The following is a 19,098-nucleotide window of genomic DNA, read 5'->3' on the forward strand; positions in this document are numbered from 1 at the left end:
ACCAACGTATTGCTTTTGCCTCTGAGCTAAGGAAGAATCCCCCCTTCCGTCCCCTAAAGGGGAAACGCAGGGAGTACAACCCCCTGCACCCCGTTACTCGCCGTAAGGCAGGCCCGGCAAAAATGCCGGGTGACCTTGAAAGTATGGGCAAATGGAGTCGCCTGTAAAGAAAACCGCTTGACAGGCTCTATTTAGGTACGCTAAAAACAAGGCTGCCCACAGAATGGTTGACAGGTTTCGTTCATATCAGCGGATCTACGGTCCAGTTGCCACTCTCCCCAAGCTCCGGCGCGGCTTTCGCCATCGCTGTCCGTATCGCCGCCATCTCCGCATCGGCCGGTTTGCATTGCGCAACGGCTATGCCCTGACCGAAGCGCCGAATCCGATTCACGGCCTGCGTTTCCGCCTAGCTCGCCTTCTGATCCGGCTCCCACCCACATAAGCATAAAAGGAAGGGAGCGTGAGCCGGATGGAGGAACGGGTGGCGCGTTATTATGAGCTAAAAAGCTTGCAAAAAGAAATCGAGCGGCAGCTTGCGGAACTGCGGAACGCGATATTGGCGGATTGCGCGGAAGACGGGCCGGCGGAGCGGACGGTCGGCGGCTATCGCGTCAAGATCGTCACTCAAGACAGGCGCGAGTACGACGATGACAAGCTGTACGAGGCGCTGCCGGACGCAAGCGTGTGGAGGCTCGTCTCCAAAGCCGATCCGTCCAAGATCGCCGCGTTGATCAAGCTCAACGTCATTTCCGAAGCGGCCGTGCGGAATGCGTATACGGTGAAGAAAGTCGCCTTGCTTCACGTGGAGCGTACGTAAAGAAGGCTCGTTTGGCTCCGACGCCGGAGAACCGGGACCGCGGTCCGGGACATCGGCCTCATCCCGGTCCTCCCGGCAGCATCGGCAGGCGGCCTTCGGACCGTACGAGGTCCACGCCCTCCTGGCAATAACCGAGTGGCAGCCAAGGGCATCCGGCGCACAAACGGCCGATGTCCTCCGGGACCGCGCGCTCCGATACGATGCGCAAAATGTCCGACCAGCTCTTGCTCATGCCCGTATCCAGCCCAAGATGCCGCAAAATGTTCCGATCCTTCTGGTAAACGCTCTCGTTCTCGCAGTGGTTCGGCTTGTCCGGAGGGTAAGCCTTGCATATGTCGTCCGGTCCCCGGACCAATTCGACGACGGTATCCGGCTTGGTTCGAAGCGTCTCGTAGACGGCCGTCATGTTGGCGCAGAACTCCTCGGAATAGCCTTTTCCCCTGTAGCCCAGCAGACAGAACAGATGATGCCCTCTTAGCCGTATCGCCATCTATAACCCACCTATGCGTATTTTTAAGAAAGGTGTTCTTTCCTTACTATCATAACGGGAAAGCGTGCGCGATGGAAACCGGGCGGATTTGACGGGACCCTCGCGATCTGCAATAGTAAGGAAAACGAACGAATTCTACATAGCGGGAGCGCTTGGCATGAACAAGATACGGACGGGCTTCATCCTTGCAGGGAAAATTCTGCTGCTGGCCGTTACGGCAATGGCGCTGCTTTTCGCAGTGTGCCTTGCCGCTGTTCTCATTGGCCTGCTAACCGGACGCTCGGTCGATCAAATGCTTGCATTGTTGTCCGAAACAGCGCCATGGACCATAATCGTGCAGGACGCCGTGATTGTGGCGAGCGTTCTGATCCTGTACGCCCTCTATGAGCGCAAGAAGGGCTGGAGCCTGGGCTTTACGCTTCGGCGGGGGCAGGCGGTTCGCGAGACGATTGCGGGGCTCGTCTTCGGGGCTGCGCTGATTACGGCGGCGGTGCTGCTGATCTGGCTGTTGGGCGGCATCCGCATTCGCGGGACCGAATGGAATGCCGGCGTCGCCCGGGCGCTTGCGGAAGGGATTGTGATGTTCGCAGTCGTCGCGATAAGCGAAGAGCTGCTGGCCCGGGGATATCTGTACGGGCTGATCAGGTTTTCTTACGGGACACGGGCGGCGATCGCCGTGACTTCGCTGCTGTTTGCGCTTTTGCATTTCGGAAACGACCATTTGTTCGACAGCCCGTGGGCGGTGCTGAACCTCATCCTCGTCGGCGTTCTGTTCGGCGCGCTGCGGGAGTGGTCGGGAGGCTTGTGGATTCCGGTCGGCCTGCATATGGCCTGGAATTATTTTCAGGGCTACGTGTACGGCTTCGAAGTGTCCGGCGTGCGGGTGGAATCGCTTGTCCGGGTGGAGCGCGCGGGAAGCGAGGCCGTGTCGGGCGGCAGCTTCGGCGCGGAAGGAAGCGCCGTCACGACGCTTGTCCTTGCCGCCGGGTGGCTTGCGGCCTTTCTGTATTACCGGTCCCGGGGGCGGGCGGCAGGCTGACTCGCGTGTCCCTGCAAGCCACCCAAGCCGCTGCCCCGCGCCGGTTCGGAATCAGGACTGCGCTTGCACTCTCGGTAGCGTGACCGCTTTCACCTCATACATGCTTACGACGGTGCTCAGGATGAAATCCGGCTTCTCCTGATGGCGGGCGTTGCGATGGCCTTCGATATGCGCGGGGCTCTTTTCCCACGTTTTCCACGCTTCCTCGGATTCCCATCGCACCAAGACGACCACTTCTTCCTGCTCCTCGTTTTTGCGCGCTTTTTTGACCATGACGCTTAAATCGATAAAGCCCGGGATTGCGGCCATCGGGTGATCCGGCCGGCTGAAGCGCTGCACGACCTGGTCGGCGTATCCGGCTTTCACCGTAATCGTTCTCGTCTGAATCAGCATGCGGTTCACTCCTTCCCCAATTTGTTGTAGTCATTCTAATTGAAAACCATTCTCAATGTCAATCATTGGTTCATAGCGCCATTGCGGATGAAGAGGCCGAAGACAGAAAGAGCGCCCTCCGGACGCATGCCCGGAAGGCGCTTTTGCGCGTTGAAACCCGATTACCCTTTGACCGCGCCGGCGACGACGCCTTTGACGATGTGTTTCTGCAGGAACATGAAGACGATAATCGAAGGCAGCACCGCCATGACCATCGCCGTCATCGCATACTGCCAGTCGGACGTGTACTGGCCGACGAAGGTGTAGGCCGCCAGCGTCAGCGTCTTCGTCGACGGCGAGCCGTTGACCATGAGCAGCGGCAGCAGGAAGTCGTTCCAGATCCACATGACGTCGATGATGATGATCGTCGTCGTGACCGATTTCAGCAGCGGGAAGATGACGGTAAAAAAGAGCCGGAATCCGGACGCCCCGTCGATCGTCGCGCTTTCGTCGATTTCCTTCGGAATGCCTTTGACAAAGCCGTGGTAGATGAAGATGGCGAGCGGAGCGCCGAATCCCCAATACAGAATGCCGAGCCCCCAGGTGCTGTCGGAGAGGTTGATGTCCTTGGCAAGCTGCAGCACGGTGAGCATGATCGACTGGAACGGAATCAGCATCGGCATGATGCACAGAAAATAGACGATCGAGCTGATGCGGGATTTGGTCCGCGCAAGCTTGTACGCCGCGATCGAGGAGATCAGGATGATCCCTGCCAGACCCAGCACGGTCACGATCGTGTTGTTCAGAAACAGGCGCGGATAATCGATATATTTCCATACGTACGAGTAGTTTTCGAACGCCAGCTTCTTGGGCAGGGCGATGACATCGGTCATCACTTCCTGGAAGCTCTTCAGCGAGTTGATGACCGCAAGAAACAGCGGGTACAGGAACACAAGCGACAGGAGGATCATCACGACTTCGAGGACGATGCGTCCGGCTTTATTGGATTTCATCAGGCCTCAACCTCCCTGCGCTTGAAGATGGTCAATTGGATCACGGTAATGATCAGAACGGCGACAAACAGAATGAGCGCTTTGGCCGTGCCGTAACCGTACATGTTGTTTTGGAACGTGTCGCGGTAGATGTCGAAAGCGACGCTGTACGTCGTGCCGCCGGGACCGCCGGCCGTCAGCGACAGGATGACGTCGAAGACTTTGATCGAGTTGGTCAGCGCCATAAAGACGGAAATCGTGACCGAAGGCGCCAGCAGCGGCAGCGTGACGCTGAAAAACCGGCGGAACGGTCCGGCGCCGTCGACGGTGGCGGCTTCCTTCAGGTCATCCGGCACGGACTGCAGACCGGCGATGTAAATGACCATATAGAAACCGATGGATTGCCAGATCGACACGAGCAGGACGGAGACAAACGCGGGTCCCGGCTCGCCCAGCCAGCTAAGCTTGAAGATGTCCCAGCCGGTGATGTCGTAGAACGATTCGAATCCTTGCATAAAGATGAACTTCCAGATGAAGCCTACGATGACCAGGCTCAGAATGTACGGGATAAAAAACGCCGCTCTCAGCCAGTTCTTGGATTTCAGCTTCATGTCCAGAATCACGGCGAGCACAATGGCCAGCACGTTTATCAGAACGATGTAAAGCAGCGCGTATTTGATCGTAAACCAGGAAGCGTTCGCGAAGTTCGCGTCGCCCGAAAAAATTTGCTTGAAGTTATCCAGCCCGATAAACTTCGGATGCTTGGAAATCCCGTTCCATTTGGTCAAGGAATAGCGGATGGTCATCGCAAACGGGATATAAAAAGCAATCGCGACACAAATCAGTGCCGGCCACGTAAAGAAACCGAATTCAAACCTTTCCGACCATTTTCTGCCCAGTTTGCCCATGCTGCACCTCTTTTTCATCACGAATTACGCCGGATTTGCCTTGATCTGGCCTATACAGCAAACCCATTTCAGCTATAATGCATTATAAAACAGGGGTATAGGCCTCAAAATGGATTTAAGAAAACAGTTAAGGGTAAAAAGGTGAACTGCCGATTGAGGGGGAACGATGTCAACATTCTACAAATGGGCGGCCAGAACCGTCTCGTCGATTCGGGAGCGCATTACGCGCCGGCTCGTCAACAAGCTTATTCTGCTTTTTACGTCCATTATCATCCTCGTCGTGGTGTCGCTGACCGTCATTTCGTATCAAATGCTCGAACGGGAAGCGGTGAACAGCAGCATCTCGAGCGCGCGGAACAATCTGCTGCTGGTAGGCCGAAATCTGGAAAACTATTTGGGCGAGATCGAGCAGCTGTCGCTTCCGCAAATCCGCTACGACGAAATTATCGGCGCGATTGCAAGCGAAGACCGCGATTACGCCTCCCGAATGTATTTGGAGAATTATTTGCGCTCATTGTATTTTTCGCGAAACGATGTGGAGGCCATTACGCTCTATCTGGTCGACCGTCAGAAAGTGTACGCCCTTACGCGCGAGGCTTACAACGTGACGGTCCGCGTCCGCAGCGACCCGTCTGTCGCCGACCAGCCTTGGTATAAGGAAACGCTGGCCAGCGACCGCAACCGGATGTTTCAATCGCTGCTCGGGACCGAGGGCGGAATGCGGCCGGACGAGGGCAACGCGGCTGCGGGGAACAGCTTTATGGCTTATCACCGCGTGCTTCGTTCGCTCGCTTCGCGAAAGCCGCAGGCGGTCATCACGTTCTATATGATGCCGACGGCCAAAGACCAGATTCTAAAAGACGTGCCTCTCGGCAAGGGAGAGCATCTGCTCTATCTCGACCCGAACGACGTTCCGTTCCATTACGACGATCCCGCGTTTTACCGCTCGGTAAAGGAAGCGGGTCTGCTGGACAAGCTGAGAGAGGAACAGTCGGACCGCTTCGCGTGGTCGAACGGGGAGCAGCGCTATCTCGTGGTGACGAGCACAGGCGAGCGGGAAGGGTGGAAGCTGGTCAAGCTGATACCCTACAGCAAAATTTACGAGGCGGCGAAGAAGGCGCGCAACCTCAGCTACCTGATCGGGCTGGCTTTTCTTGTTTTGTCCGTCGTTCTCGTGACGCTGACCTCCAATGCCATCACGAAGCCGATCAAGAATCTGTCCCATCAGATGAGGCGGTTCAGCGCCGGCTTCTTCGATGCGGAAGCCGAGGTCAGGGGCAGGGACGAAATCGCGTACTTGACCCGGCATTTCAACCAGATGGTCAAGCGGACGAACGACCTGATCAACGAACGGTACAAAAGCAAGCTGGTCGAGAAGAACGCCATCCTAAAGGCGCTGGAGGCGGAGATCAATCCTCACTTTCTATACAACGCGCTGCAGGCGATTTCGACCAAGGCGCTGAAGAACGAGCGGTACGATATCGCCGATATGGTGGATGCCTTGGCCTTGACGCTCCGCTACTGCATAAGCGGAAAAGACATCGTGCAAGCTAGGGAAGAATTGGGGCATATCGAGCGTTATTTGGCGTTGCAAAAAGCAAGATTCGGCAGCCGGCTGCAGGTGAAATACGAATGGGACGAATCGCTGAAGGAGCTGCAAATTCCGAAGCTGTCCATTCAGTCCCTGGTCGAAAATTCGATCAAGCACGCGCTGGAAAAAGTGTCGAGCACGATTACCATTGTCATCGGGGCCGGCCTGAATCCGACGCATGCGGTCATCTCCGTCCGCGACGACGGACCCGGCATTCCGCCGGACCGTCTCGGGGAAATCCTGCGATCGCTGGAGACGAAATGGGAGGAGCGAGAAACGGAGAACATCGGCCTGGTCAATCTGCATACCCGGTTAAAGCTGCTGTACGGAGACGAGGCCGGGCTGGTCATTCGTTCGGATGAAGGGGGAACCGAAATGAGCATGTGGATACCGCGGGGAGGCAACGTTCATGTATAAAGTGCTGATTATCGACGACGAAGAGCCGGTGCGCGAGGCGATCAAAATTTTGGGCGATTGGAAGGGCCTCGGCGTCGGGGAAGTGCTGGAGGCGACGGACGGGCGTTCCGGGCTGGCCATGCTGAAGGAGCACAAGCCGGATGTTGTCATCGTGGATATGAAGATGCCCGAGATGAACGGCGTGGAATTTCTTCAGATCGTGGAGCGGGAGTATCCGGATCTGTTTACGATTGTCGTCAGCGGCTACAACGATTTCGAATTTACCCGTCAGGCGATCAGATCGAGAGTGGTAGATTACCTGTTGAAGCCGGTCAACCGGCAGGATCTCAATCAGGGACTACGCAAGGCGCTTGACGTGCTGAAGGCAAAAAGGCAGAGCGAAAGCGAGTTTATCAACCGCAACATCGCGCTGAATATGTCCTTGCCCAAGCTGAAGGAGAAGATGTACGTCTCCATCATCGAGGGAACGTTCAAAAAACAGACGAACGAAGCGTTTCTTCCGCTCATCGGCGCGGACGATCCGTCCAAGCGGTTCAACGTGGCCGCCGTACGGATATTGAATCTGGACGAAGTGAGAACGAGTCTGTTTCATAACGACATCGATTTGCTGCATTTTGCGGCGGCGAACGTCATCAACGAGATCGGCACCGACAGCGTCCAGTGCTTCAGCTTCGTCAATCCGAAGCAGGAGCGCGAGATGGTGGCCGTGTACACAATGGCTGGCGGCAATGAACAGGATCTGGCGTTCTCCTCGCTGCATTTGATGAAGCGGGCGGCCGCCGCGCTCGGCGATCTTCTGCGCATCCGCATCGCGGCCGGCATCGGCTCCCCCAGCGGGGATGCGATCGGAATCGCCGAGTCGTACGAGGCGGCGAAGGCGGCGCTGAGCGGCATCGATCTGCTCAAGCTGAACGGGACGGCGATCGCGCCGTATACGGCAGAGCGCAGCTCGGCCCGCGAAGGGTTCTCGATCGCAGGACGGATGGCGCAGATTCGCGGCGCCTTGGAGGCGGGCCATATTCATCAGGCCAAGACCGTGCTCGGCGAATTCACGAAAAAGATCAAGGCGGGAGAGGCTTTCGGCCTCGGCGACGCGGAAAGGATCGTGCAGGAATTCATCGTGCTCCTGAACGATGCGGCATTGGAGCTGGGCGTTCCCCAGGACAAGCTGCCGAGCGGGGAGAGGGGGCTGCGGGCGGCCGGGGTCTCGACAGACTACGGCTCTTTCGAGCAATTCGAAGGGCTGATAAACCGGATTCTCGAATTCTACGGCGCCCAAATCCGGCAGTCGGCCGCGACGGTACGGTCGTTTCAGGTATCCGACATCAAGGAGTACATCGACCGGCATTATTTCGAGGACATCAAAATCTCGATGTTCACGGAGCGTTATTTTCTAAGCCGCGAATATTTGATGAAGCTGTTCAAGCAGCAGTACGGCTACGGCATCCACGAGTACGTCCAAAAGGTGCGGATGGACAAAGCCAAGGAGCTGCTGAACGATTCAAACCTGAAAATCCAGGAAATATCCGAGATGCTGGGTTACAAGGACAAAAACTATTTCAGCAAGGCGTTCCGGAACTACTATTCGATTTCGCCCACCGAATACCGGATGAAGCATACGAGCGGATAAAAAGTGAACTCGGCCGATCAGAACACTTTTTTACCCTTAAGTCGCCACTTATCTACATTTTTCAACCCGTGAAATTTTTTTAGAATAGCATCGAAGACCAAACATCCATGAAGCGGGGGCGAAACATTCATGTTCAAAAAAATGATGGCGCTGTCCGTCAGTCTTGTGCTGATTGTCGGCATGCTGGCGGCATGCGGTGGAGGCAACAACGAAAACAACGAGGCGCAACCCGAATCCAGCGGCGCTTCGGCCGACTCCTCCAAGCCGGTCACGATCAATATGTTCACCGCGTCGCCGGAATATACGGACGCCTTTAACGCCTACATTGAAGAGTACAAAAAAGTTAAGCCGAACGTGACGATCAACCTTGAAATCATGCAATCCGACTACAATACCGTCCTCAAATCCCGGATCGCGGCCGGCAGCACGCCGGACGTCTTCCAAACGACGGCGGGCGGAGACATCGACACGTTCGCGGAATACAGCGCCGACCTGACGAACGAGCCGCTTGCCGCGGCCATGACGGACGCGGTTCGCGCCAACATGACGTCTTCGGACGGCAAGGTGCTCGGGCTGCCGGTTAAGGGCAATCTGTTTGCGCTGATCTACAACAAGAAGCTGTTCGCGGAAGCCGGCATTACGCAACCGCCGAAGACGCTGGCCGAGCTGGACGACGCAATCGCGAAGCTCGAAGCCAAAGGCATTACGCCGTTTGCCAACGCCTATAAGGAATGGTGGGTGTGGAAACATATCTTCCAGCACTTCGTTGACGCCGCCGCGCAAGATGCGGGCACCGACGCGAAGACGCTGGTCGCCGACTTTGCCGCCGGCAAGACGACGTTCAAGGACCACCCGATTCTGTACAACAACTTCTTTAATTTTATCGACACGACGATCAAGCACGGCACCGACAAGCCGCTGGAGCGCGACAGCAACGCCGAAGTCAGCGATTTCGCTTCCGGCAAGGCCGCGATGATGACGGGCAAAGGCGCCTGGGACGAAGAGGCGATCAAGAAAATTAACCCGGACATCGAAATCGGCATCATGGGCTACCCGGTCAGCGACAAGCCGGAACAAGCCGTGATCATTACGGGCGCGGACCAAGCGCTGCGGATCAACAAGGATTCCAAAGTCGTCAACGAAACGATCGAATTCTTCAACTGGCTGTACACGTCCGACTACGGCAAGAACTGGTTCTCCCAAGTGGCGAAAGTCATTCCGCCGATCAAGGACGCGCCGCTGCCGGACCTCGACATGCCGAAGCAAATGCAAGAAATTCTGAAGACCGAAAAATCGGGCGATCTGGCCATCAACTACTCGCTGGATACGTTCCATCAAAAATTCGGCGAAATCATGCAAGCCTATATCGGCGGCAACAAGTCGAAGGACGCGGCGATCGACGAAATCCAAAAGGCGTGGATCCAGCTCGGGTCCAACGAGTAAACGGATAAGGGTTTATTCACCGGTGGCGCAGGGTGCGGTTCTCGAATCCGACCTTAACCGGCTCTGCGTTTCGCCGGGATATCCGCTCCCACATAACTCAGCGCGGGTTCGCGCTGAGTTATGTTTTTAATGACGGCATGATGGACACGAAAGAAGGTGCTGCGGTTGAGCAAGACAATCGAAATAACCGAGAATGGGCTTCATCTTTTGTTTGAGATTACGGACGAGCGGGACGTGAGATTGCTGCATTTCGGGGCGCTGCCCTTTGAAGCGTCTTCGATCCCGGAGAATAAGAAGCCGTTTTACCGGCTGATGGAGCTGCAGCTGACCGGAGAGGACCGGGCGGAGTATCACGGAAGGACGCACCGGGCGACCTACCCCGGCCTGCGGATGCGCTACGAGACGCACCGGGATACGCGGACGGCGTTCGGACGCAAGCTGGAGGTGGAGCTGCGCGATCCGGCGACGGGGCTGAAGGCGGTTCAGCATTTCCAGTTTTACGACGGCGTTCAGGCGATGCGCTGCTGGGTGACTTTGAAGAACGAGGGGACTTGCGAAGCGGGCGTCGAATACGTTTCGTCGTTTGCGTTAACCGGATTGGACAAGGAGGGCACGCAGGATCGGGACGACAAAATGCGGCTGACCCTTGCGCACAACGGCTGGCAAAGCGAGCTGCAGCTGCGTTCGTACAAGCTGCCGGAACTCGGGATGTCGCATCTGGTCGACCGCACGTCCAAGCGCGTGTCGTGCAGCAACACCGGCTCCTGGTCCGCGGCCGAATTTTTGCCGATGGCGGTGCTGGAAAACGAGGAGGCCGGCACGAGCCTGTTCTGGCAAATCGAGCACAACGGCTCCTGGCACTGGGAAATCGTCGACCAGGCCGACCGGCTGACGCTTTTGCTCAGCGGACCGACCGAGCATGACAACCACTGGCGGGTGCGGCTTCGACCGGGGCAGGAGTTCGTTTCGGTTCCGGTCGCCGTCGGCTCCGTCGCAGGCGGCTTCGAGCGGGCGATCGGGGAGCTGACGGCATACCGCCGCAGCATTCGCCGGCCGAACGCCGACAACCGCGAGCTGCCGATCATTTTCAACGACTATATGAATTGCCTGTGGGGCGACCCGACGACGGCGAAGCTGCTGCCGCTCATCGATGCCGCGGCGGAAGCGGGCTGCGAATATTTCTGCATCGACGCGGGCTGGTATGCGTCCGGCGAATGGTGGGACGGCGTAGGCGAGTGGCTGCCGTCTGCGGAACGCTTCCCGGAGGGCATCAAATACGTGCTGGACTGCATTCGCTCCAAAGGCATGGTTCCCGGCCTGTGGCTGGAGCTGGAAGTAATGGGCGTCAACAGCCCGAAGCTGGCGGAAGCGGATGAAAGCTGGTTCTTCAAGCGGCACGGAAAGCTTGTGAAGGACCGCAGCCGGTACCAGTTGGACTTCCGCAATCCGAAGGTGATTGCGCACGCGAACGAAGTCATCCGGCGCTTGGTCGAGGATTACGGCGTCGGCTACATCAAAATGGACTACAACATCAACGCGGGCATCGGCACGGAGACGGACGCCGACAGCTTCGGGGACGGCCTGCTTCAGCATAACCGCGCGTATCTCAGGTGGTTGGACTCGGTCTTCGAGCGTTATCCGGATCTTGTCATCGAGAACTGCTCCAGCGGCGGCATGCGCATGGACTATGCGATGCTCAGCCGCCACAGCATCCAGTCGACAAGCGATCAGGAAAACTACGTCCGCTATGCGGCGATCGCGGCCAGCTCGCCGGTGGGGCTGACGCCGGAGCAGGCCGCCGTATGGTCGTATCCGCTTCGCGAAGGCGACGACGAGGAGGTCGTCTTCAACATGGTCAACGCGCTGCTGCTGCGGGTGCACCAGAGCGGCCATCTGGCCGAGCTCAGCCCGCGCCGGCGCGAGCTCGTCAAGGAGGCGCTCGACTATTACAAGTCGATCCGCAAGGACATTCCCGAGGCGCTGCCGTTTTGGCCGCTGGGACTGCCGACCCCTCAGGCCGACTGGATCAGCCTCGGGCTCCGCAAGGGCGACCGCGCCTACGTGGCGGTATGGCGCGTTCGCGGCGGCTCGCCGTCGGCGGAGCTGCCGCTGCCGTTCGCCGGACGCGACCTGGACGTCCGCATCGCGTATCCGTCCGCGCACGACAGCTCGCTGGCGTGGGACGCGGCCGGCGGCAAGCTGACGGTCGTGCTGCCGAAGGCCCAGACGGCGCGGCTGATCGAGATCCGCGCCAAGTAAGCGTGCAAGCCCCGCAGCCGAAGGGTTGCGGGGCTTTTGCGCGTTGCGCGCCCGGCCGGCCGGTGTGGCCGGTTGGGCGATTTAGTTGCCGCTAAAGCACTTAAAACGGGTGCTTGCGCGAGAATCGGCTTTGCAGTTGCGGTTATGGCAACTGCATTCTGCCCGTTCGGTTCGGCGGTCAGGCTGCCCGGCGGCGGCCCGAATAAACAAAAGTTTGCGCCTCCATAACCGATTCCGTTCATTTCTGCCCACACTCAACCGCTCATCCCGGCTCTTTGAAGGTATAATGGACGAAGGGCCTCAAGAAGGAGATGCAGCCGTTGTGCCTAAGAGAGGGATTGTTTTTTTAACCCGAACAAATGCCTTGCTTGAAAAAATCATGCCGCTGCTCACGCCGACCGCCATTGCCGTCGGGGTTCTGTTTTCCTCGCGGCTGAGTCCTTACGAGGATCTGGTTCCGTGGATCTTCGCCGCGATGACGTTTATCGGCAGCCTGAAATCGAGCTTTGCCGATATCGGACGCGAGCTGTACCGCCCGCAGAAGCTGTTGGCGCTGATGCTTATTCTGCACGTCGTAATGCCTTGCGTCGGCTGGACGGCGGGCCGGCTGTTTTTTCCCGGCGATCCGTTGACGATAACCGGGTACGTGCTGCTGTTCGTCATCCCGACCGGAGTCGTGAGCGTCGTCTGGGTGACGATTTACAGAGGCAATCTTGCGCTTACGCTGTCGCTGATCTTGATCGATACGTTGCTTTCGCCGTTCATCGTGCCCGCCAGCCTGTACGTCATGATGGGCGAAACGGTTGAGATCCGGGTGTGGGCGATGATGAAGGGGCTGCTCTGGATGGTCGTGATCCCTTCCCTGGCCGGCATGCTGGCCAACCAATGGACCCGCGGAAAAGCGGGAAAGACGTGGAGCCCGCCGCTCGCTCCGCTGGTCAAGATCGGTCTGTTCGCGGTCGTCGCCATTAACGGTTCGGCGATCGCGCCCTATTTCAAGCAGGTGAACGACCATCTGGCGGCCGTCGTCGCGGTCACGCTCGGAACGGTGATCATCGGCTATCTGATCGGCTGGGGATGTTCTTCGGCGTTCCGCTGGAGCCGGGCGGATTCGGTTGCGATGCAATTCAATTCCGGCATGCGCAACTTAAGCGCGGGCGCGGTGCTCGCGGTGCAGTATTTTCCGCCGGCCGTCTCCTTGCCTGTCATCTCCGGGATGCTGTTTCAGCAAATGCTGGCGGCTTTGTTCGGATACCGGATCGCCCGAAAGGACGGGAAAATGTCCCCGGCCGACAGCGGCCCCGTATCGGACCAGGCCGTCTCCGATCATCCGTAAGGCCGGTATGGACAACAAGTTCGAAGCGCGATCGGCCGTGCCGGAGCGGCGTGCGGAGAATGGCGGACGGAGGTGGAACGAAGCGGCGTTTTAAGCTACACTTGTAAAGTCGCTGCCGTGCGAATGGCCATAACGAGGTGAAAAAGAGATGAAGCCGATAATTCTCGACGTAGATACGGGGGTCGACGACGCGCTTGCCATCGCATACGCGGTTCGTTCTCCCGAATTGCGCCTGCTTGGATTGACGACTTGCTTCGGCAATGTTCCCGTCGACGAAGCGACGCGCAATACGCTGTATGTGCTGGAACGGCTGGGGAGCGACGCTCCGGTGCTGCAGGGGGCGCAGGAGCCGCTGCGCCGCAAGCGCAAGGAGGCGGTTCGGCATATTCACGGCGAAAAAGGGCTCGGAGGCGTGCTCGATATCGCTCCGGCGCGCAAGGCCGAAAGGCAGCATGCGGTTGATTTTATCATCGAGCAGGTCCGGAAGCTGCCGGGACAGGTCACGATTGTGTCCGTCGGCCCGCTCACCAATCTGGCGCTGGCCGTGCAAAAAGATCCCGGCATAGCCGAATGGGTCGACCAAGTCGTCATTATGGGCGGCGCGGTGCGGGTGCCGGGCAATGTGACCCCGCATGCCGAGGCGAACATTCACAGCGATCCCGAAGCGGCGGACACCGTGTTTCGATCCGGCCTTCCGATTACGCTTGTCGGGCTGGACGTAACCCTCAAGACGCTGCTGGCGCGCGACGCGCTTGCGGCTTGGCGGCGGAAAGACCCGGAGCTGGGCGGTTTTCTGGCCGAGATGACGGACTTCTACATCGATTTCTATGAATCGTGTCTGCCCGGCGCCGGCGGCTGCGCGCTTCACGATCCGCTCGCGGTGGGCGTAGCTGTTTCCGCCGATTTCGTTACCGCGGAACCGCTTCATGTTCAGGTCCGCCTGGACGGAGAAGAATTGGGTCGCACGGGGGAACTGCCGGGCGGCCGGCCGAACATGCGGGTCTGTCTGGATGTGCGGGCCGACGAATTTGTGAAGCATTTTCTCAGCCGTGTGATCTGATCCGGGTCCTCGGGTATCGGGCGCCTTTAACGACATAGGATCGCGAGCGAGGAACGGACAAGCTTTCGGGGCTTTGGAGAAGCCAAGACGGTACAGCCCCTTAAATCTGGAGTGCGGCTCTTGATGGATACGGCTCTTGCCGATATCCCTTGACGCTCCAACGCGAGCGGGTATCGGCCGGAACCGTTTTGCGATTAGGGTCCGGCCGTCCGCAACCCCGTCCGCATACCCGTTTGTCCGGGAACATCGGATCACCGTTCCTTTATACGGCCCAAAGACCGCTGAAATCGAGAAACTTCGGACACAGGTTCCGCTAATCACGCAAAACTTGCGTCTTTTTACGGTTTTCCGGGGGATTAACGGATCTCCTGTCCGCAACCATTCGTTTTTCCTGCCCAATGGCCTTCATAACGGATTGTCTGTCCGTTTACCTGCCTTCTTTCCTGCGCCGGCACCCCCGTGCAACCGCCCCTGCCCTATATACTCGCGTTCCTGCACGCCTCATGTAAACGTATTTCTAACATACCTGTGCTCCGCATTCCCTGCCCATGCTAACGTCCCGTGCACCCGTACCGGATCGGCTAAACGGAGTTGGCAAGCGCAGCGATCTTGATCCCCGGCAACGCCTCTTTCACGACGAGAAGTCGCCTTCCCTCGTACCATCTGCTTTTCTCAACCGAATCGTCTCCCCTCCAAAACCGTCAGAATTGATGCCAAAACAAACCGATAACCCGCGGATTCTGCGGGACATAAATTGGAATACGATGGATTATGCGAGAAAATATGGCGTTAAAGAAGGTTCGTCCAGAGAGGGCATGCGTTTTTTAAACGATCCGTCTAATAAGGCTCCCAAATAACGTGATATAACATAAAAATTCCTTCTGTCTTGTACCCGGCGAACGGGCGGGGAGGTGCTTGTCCGCAGCGCCCGCATGGATAAGGCCCCAAATGGTAAAGGATATAGTTGGCAGCCGAGAGCGCGGGAATGGCCCTGAAACGCAGGCAGGCGCCGGTCCGCCGGTCCGCCTGTCCACCGCCAAGACGAGAGCAAGGAGTGAACCCAGATGAGGATCGGCGTTCCAAAAGAAATCAAAAACCACGAACAGCGCGCAGGCATGACGCCGGGATCGGTTGTTTCCTATATAAAGGCCGGCCACGAGGTGATCGTCGAGAAGGATGCGGGAGCGGGCGCCGGCTTTGCCGACCGGGATTACCGGGAAGCGGGGGCGCGCATTGCGGAAACGGCGGCCGAGGCTTGGGAGGCCGATATGGTCGTGAAGGTAAAGGAGCCGCTTCCGGAGGAATACGGTTATTTTCGGGAAAATCAAATCCTGTACGCGTATTTGCATCTTGCCCCGGAGAAGGAGCTGACGCAAGCGCTTGTCGACCGCAAGGTCGCGGCGATCGCTTATGAGACGATTCAACTGGACGACGGCAGCCTGCCGCTGCTGACGCCGATGAGCGAGGTGGCGGGGCGGATGTCGATCCAGATCGGCGCGCACTTTCTGGAAGGAGCCCACGGAGGCAAGGGCGTTCTGCTGAGCGGGGTGCCGGGCGTTCCGCCGGGCAGGGTGACGGTAATCGGCGGAGGCGTCGTCGGCACGAACGCCGCCCGGATGGCCCTCGGTCTTGGCGCCGACGTCACCATTTTGGATATTAACGCGGATCGTCTGAGGCAGATCGACGATTTGTTCCATGGACGGGTAAAGACGCTGATGTCCGGTCCGCACCATATCGCCGAAGCCGTCAGGCAGGCCGATCTTGTCGTCGGCGCCGTGCTTATTCCCGGCGCCCGCGCGCCGAAGCTTGTGACGGAGGAGATGGTCAAAAGCATGGCGCCCGGCTCGGTCATTGTCGACGTGGCGATCGATCAGGGCGGCTCGATCGAAACGATCGACCGGACAACGACGCACGACGATCCGATCTATGTGAAGCACGGAGTGGTGCATTACGCGGTCGCCAACATCCCCGGGGCTGTCGCGCGCACGTCCACGTTCGCCTTGACCAACGTGACGACGCCGTACGGTCTGCAAATCGCGTCCAAAGGCTACAAACAGGCGGCGCTGGATAACGCCGCCCTGGCCAGGGGAATCAATACGGCCGAAGGCAAGGTAACCTTCAAGGCCGTGGCGGAAGCCCACGGATATGCGTATACGAACGTTTATGAAGTGCTGAACGGCTCGGCCGCCGTCTCGTAACGGCGGCCCGACGGCAAGCGGACCGGTTAAAACGGTCCGCTTGTTTGTCTTTAAGCCGTGGCCGGGTCGGCGCTGCTTGCGATGCCTTGGGAGGGGAGACGGATTTCCACGGTCGTGCCTTTGCCCGGCTCGCTGCGGAACTCGATCGTTCCTTTGTGGTTGGCGATAATTTGCTGCGTGACCATCAGCCCGAGACCGTTGCCGTTCGGCTTGGTCGAGTAGAACGGCTCGCCCAGGCGGGAGAGCGCTTCTTCCGGAATGCCGCATCCGTTGTCGCAAATCCGCAGCAGAATTCCTTTGCCGTCCTCCTGCGGCCTCGCCTCGATTCGCAGAATGCCTCCGTCCGGCATCGCTTCGATGCCGTTTTTGATGATGTTGATGAACACTTGCTTCAGCTGGTCGACCGCGCATTTGATCGGCGGCAAGTCCGGCGGAATGTCCATTTCGATCTGAACGTTGCCGATGCGCGCCTGGGATTCGACCAAGAGCAAGATATCGTTCAAAATATCGGCCGCGTTGGCCGTCTCGGTCCGGGTTGCCTGCGGCTTGGCGAAGAAAAGCAGCTCGCTGACGATATAATTGATGCGGTTGAGCTCGGACAGCATGACATCCAGATAGACGGGCGGCAAGGAGCCTTTCTTCTGCTGCAGCTGCACGAACCCGTGCAGCGTGGTCAGCGGGTTGCGGATTTCGTGCGCAATGCCCGCCGCGAGCTGGCCGACGACGGAAAGCTTCTCCGATCTGCGCAGCATCTCCTCCGTTTGCTTCTTTGCGGTTATATTCCGGGAGATCGTCGCGATGGCGACGATTTCCCCCTGTTCGTTCCGGATCGACGAGACGGTAATGCTGAGATCGATCAGGCTGCCGTCCTTCGTATAGCGGACCGTTTCATGGCCGGTCACGGAACCGCCCCGCAGGACGGTCTGCCGGATGTCCTCCCATTCCTGCCGGTACTCCTCCGGCACGTTGTCGAGCCGTTTGCCGAGCGTCTCCGCTTCGCTCCAGCCGTACATTTGCTCGAACGCCCGGTTGACCTGCGTGACCCGGCCGTCCAGATCGGCGACGTGAATCGCGTCCGAGGTATGGTTGACGAACGATTCCAGATACTGCTTCGTGTCCCGCAATTCGGCGGCGGTATTTTTCAGACCCGACATATAAAACTGCAAATTGTCCTCCATCGTATTGACGCGCGACGCGAGCAGGCCGAGTTCGTCTTTGCGGCGGACGGGCAGCTTCTTGCCGAAGACGCCGTCGGCGATTTCGTTGACTTTGGTTACGATCTGATTCAGCGACCGGATCATGATGCCCGACATCATATAGCTGACGACGATCGAAACCGCAATAAGCGCGACGGAAATCAACGACAAAATGAAGATTTGCTGGTGGATCGACTTGTCTATGTAATTCTGATTGAACGTCACGCCGATGACGTACGGCTTGTCGCCCTGAACCGGCATGAAGCTGCGGATCACCTTGGTGCCGTTCAAACGGTCCTGCGTCGTGACCATGCTGCCGCTTCGGACGGCTTCGCCGACGAGCGCCGCGTCCTTTTGCGTCTGATTCCGGTAGCTGTAGGTCCCGAAGATGATGTCCCGTACGTCCAGATTGCGGACCGGCCTGCCTTGTTTGTATTTGATGATGGGCGGCTTGCCAAAAAACTCGGGATCGAACCCGGTGATCTCCATCAGGGCGGGATTGCTTTGCAAAATCTTTTCGACGATCGCGTCCGTTCCCAAATCCCGCTCGAAATCGACAAAAATCTCGGCGTGAATGTAAGGGTTGATCATATAGTTGGTCGTTCCGTCGTAATAGTAGCCCCATTTGTTGATGTGGTTCGGATCGGAGGTGGCAAAGTTGATGGGACCCGACCAGAAGTTCTCCAGCTTCTGTCCTTGCGGAATCGTCACCTCGCGTTTTTCGAAAAGTTGCGAAAACGCCACGTACCAATAGTCCATGTTCCGGGAGCTGAGGCCGATTTCGTTCGGGTCCGACGATTTGACCGCCACGATATCGTTATCCGTTTTCCGCCAAAGCGTGATATGGTCGACGCCAAGAAAGCGGCTTAATTCCTTAAGCTCCTCGTTGCTCACCTTGTCGATATCCGGATCAAGCTGCTGCTGGGCCGCGATCGCCGCATTGCGGAGCCGCTCGCCGAGCGTGTCCTCGATGAGTTTGCGGGATTGCTGCATCGCTTGCAGCGCGGCCCCGATCTGGTTGGCGATGGCGGTCATTTGATTTTCGGCGTCGCGCTGCAGCTGGTTTTTGGTCGAATAATAATAGATAGTTTCCCCTGAAAAAGTCAGGGTGTTTTGAGCATAATTAAAAGGAATTCAGCACCTCAAAATGGAAATTGTTATTGACGAGATAACAAAGTTCCACACCCCGAGGGAAGAATTCCTTTGCTATAGGAGTTCAACAGAAGCCCTCGGGAATCCTTCCAAGAGGTGAAGAAAATGTTGAAACTTCGAGACGAGCAATTGACCATCTGGGATGCCATTCTCCCGGAATCTGTTAGAAAGTTGCCGGTCGAGCTTGCAATCATAGAT

Annotated in this window: 14 protein-coding genes; 9 read left to right on the top strand and 5 right to left on the bottom strand. The window is 57.9% G+C overall.

The features are described 5' to 3' along the window. Positions 1-469: 469 nt before the first annotated feature. Complete coding sequence (locus F560_RS0120395) at positions 470-817, top strand: hypothetical protein (protein WP_019007593.1); 348 nt, start codon at positions 470-472, stop codon at positions 815-817. A gap of 58 nt (positions 818-875) precedes the next feature. Here F560_RS0120395 and F560_RS0120400 read toward each other — a convergent pair whose 3' ends face one another. Then, a complete protein-coding gene (locus tag F560_RS0120400) occupies positions 876-1,307 on the bottom strand; it encodes a DUF1284 domain-containing protein (protein ID WP_019007594.1) in 432 nt (143 codons plus the stop codon). Between the two features lie 157 nt (positions 1,308-1,464). Between F560_RS0120400 and F560_RS23830 the strand changes: the two genes are divergently transcribed. Next, a complete protein-coding gene (locus tag F560_RS23830; protein WP_019007595.1) occupies positions 1,465-2,346 on the top strand; it encodes a CPBP family intramembrane glutamic endopeptidase in 882 nt (293 codons plus the stop codon). 51 nt (positions 2,347-2,397) lie between these two features. Here the strand turns inward: F560_RS23830 and F560_RS0120410 are convergent, their stop codons facing one another. The 3 genes from F560_RS0120410 to F560_RS0120420 all read right to left on the bottom strand — a co-directional run bounded on the left by F560_RS0120410 (position 2,398) and on the right by F560_RS0120420 (position 4,618). After that, positions 2,398-2,739, bottom strand: coding sequence for an antibiotic biosynthesis monooxygenase (locus tag F560_RS0120410; RefSeq protein WP_019007596.1), 342 nt, complete (start codon positions 2,737-2,739; stop codon positions 2,398-2,400). Between the two features lie 161 nt (positions 2,740-2,900). After that, on the bottom strand, positions 2,901-3,731 hold the full coding sequence (locus F560_RS0120415; RefSeq protein WP_019007597.1) for a carbohydrate ABC transporter permease: 831 nt from the start codon (positions 3,729-3,731) through the stop codon (positions 2,901-2,903). Continuing rightward, positions 3,731-4,618, bottom strand: a complete 888-nt coding sequence (locus tag F560_RS0120420; RefSeq protein WP_019007598.1) for a carbohydrate ABC transporter permease — start codon at positions 4,616-4,618, stop codon at positions 3,731-3,733. The genes F560_RS0120415 and F560_RS0120420 overlap by 1 nt, the downstream gene beginning before the upstream one ends. A gap of 166 nt (positions 4,619-4,784) precedes the next feature. Between F560_RS0120420 and F560_RS0120425 the strand changes: the two genes are divergently transcribed. The 7 genes from F560_RS0120425 (at position 4,785) to ald (ending at position 16,552) form a co-directional block, all read left to right on the top strand. Next, positions 4,785-6,626 carry a cache domain-containing sensor histidine kinase gene (locus tag F560_RS0120425; RefSeq protein ID WP_019007599.1) on the top strand — a complete coding sequence of 614 codons (1,842 nt, stop codon included), beginning with the start codon at positions 4,785-4,787 and terminating at the stop codon, positions 6,624-6,626. Then, the gene (locus tag F560_RS0120430) at positions 6,619-8,256 is read left to right on the top strand and encodes a response regulator transcription factor (protein ID WP_019007600.1); all 1,638 of its coding nucleotides are present in this window, start codon (positions 6,619-6,621) and stop codon (positions 8,254-8,256) included. Before F560_RS0120425 ends, F560_RS0120430 begins: the two co-directional genes overlap by 8 nt. Positions 8,257-8,385: 129 nt before the next feature. Next, a complete protein-coding gene (locus F560_RS0120435) occupies positions 8,386-9,699 on the top strand; it encodes an ABC transporter substrate-binding protein (RefSeq protein ID WP_019007601.1) in 1,314 nt (437 codons plus the stop codon). Between the two features lie 165 nt (positions 9,700-9,864). Further along, positions 9,865-11,958 carry a glycoside hydrolase family 36 protein gene (locus F560_RS0120440; RefSeq protein ID WP_019007602.1) on the top strand — a complete coding sequence of 698 codons (2,094 nt, stop codon included), beginning with the start codon at positions 9,865-9,867 and terminating at the stop codon, positions 11,956-11,958. Positions 11,959-12,280: 322 nt separating this feature from the next. Beyond that, the gene (locus tag F560_RS23835) at positions 12,281-13,294 is read left to right on the top strand and encodes a bile acid:sodium symporter family protein (RefSeq protein WP_245554924.1); all 1,014 of its coding nucleotides are present in this window, start codon (positions 12,281-12,283) and stop codon (positions 13,292-13,294) included. A gap of 148 nt (positions 13,295-13,442) precedes the next feature. Then, positions 13,443-14,354, top strand: coding sequence for a nucleoside hydrolase (locus F560_RS0120450; protein WP_019007604.1), 912 nt, complete (start codon positions 13,443-13,445; stop codon positions 14,352-14,354). A 1,064-nt stretch (positions 14,355-15,418) separates the two neighbouring features. After that, on the top strand, positions 15,419-16,552 hold the full coding sequence (gene ald / locus F560_RS0120455; protein ID WP_019007605.1) for an alanine dehydrogenase: 1,134 nt from the start codon (positions 15,419-15,421) through the stop codon (positions 16,550-16,552). A 50-nt stretch (positions 16,553-16,602) separates the two neighbouring features. On the opposite strand, the gene F560_RS23840 is transcribed toward ald, so the two are convergent. Further along, complete coding sequence (locus F560_RS23840) at positions 16,603-18,783, bottom strand: PAS domain S-box protein (protein WP_019007606.1); 2,181 nt, start codon at positions 18,781-18,783, stop codon at positions 16,603-16,605. Positions 18,784-19,098: the final 315 nt, after the last annotated feature.

The organism is Cohnella laeviribosi DSM 21336 (genome assembly GCF_000378425.1).
GTDB lineage: Bacteria > Bacillota > Bacilli > Paenibacillales > Paenibacillaceae > Cohnella > Cohnella laeviribosi.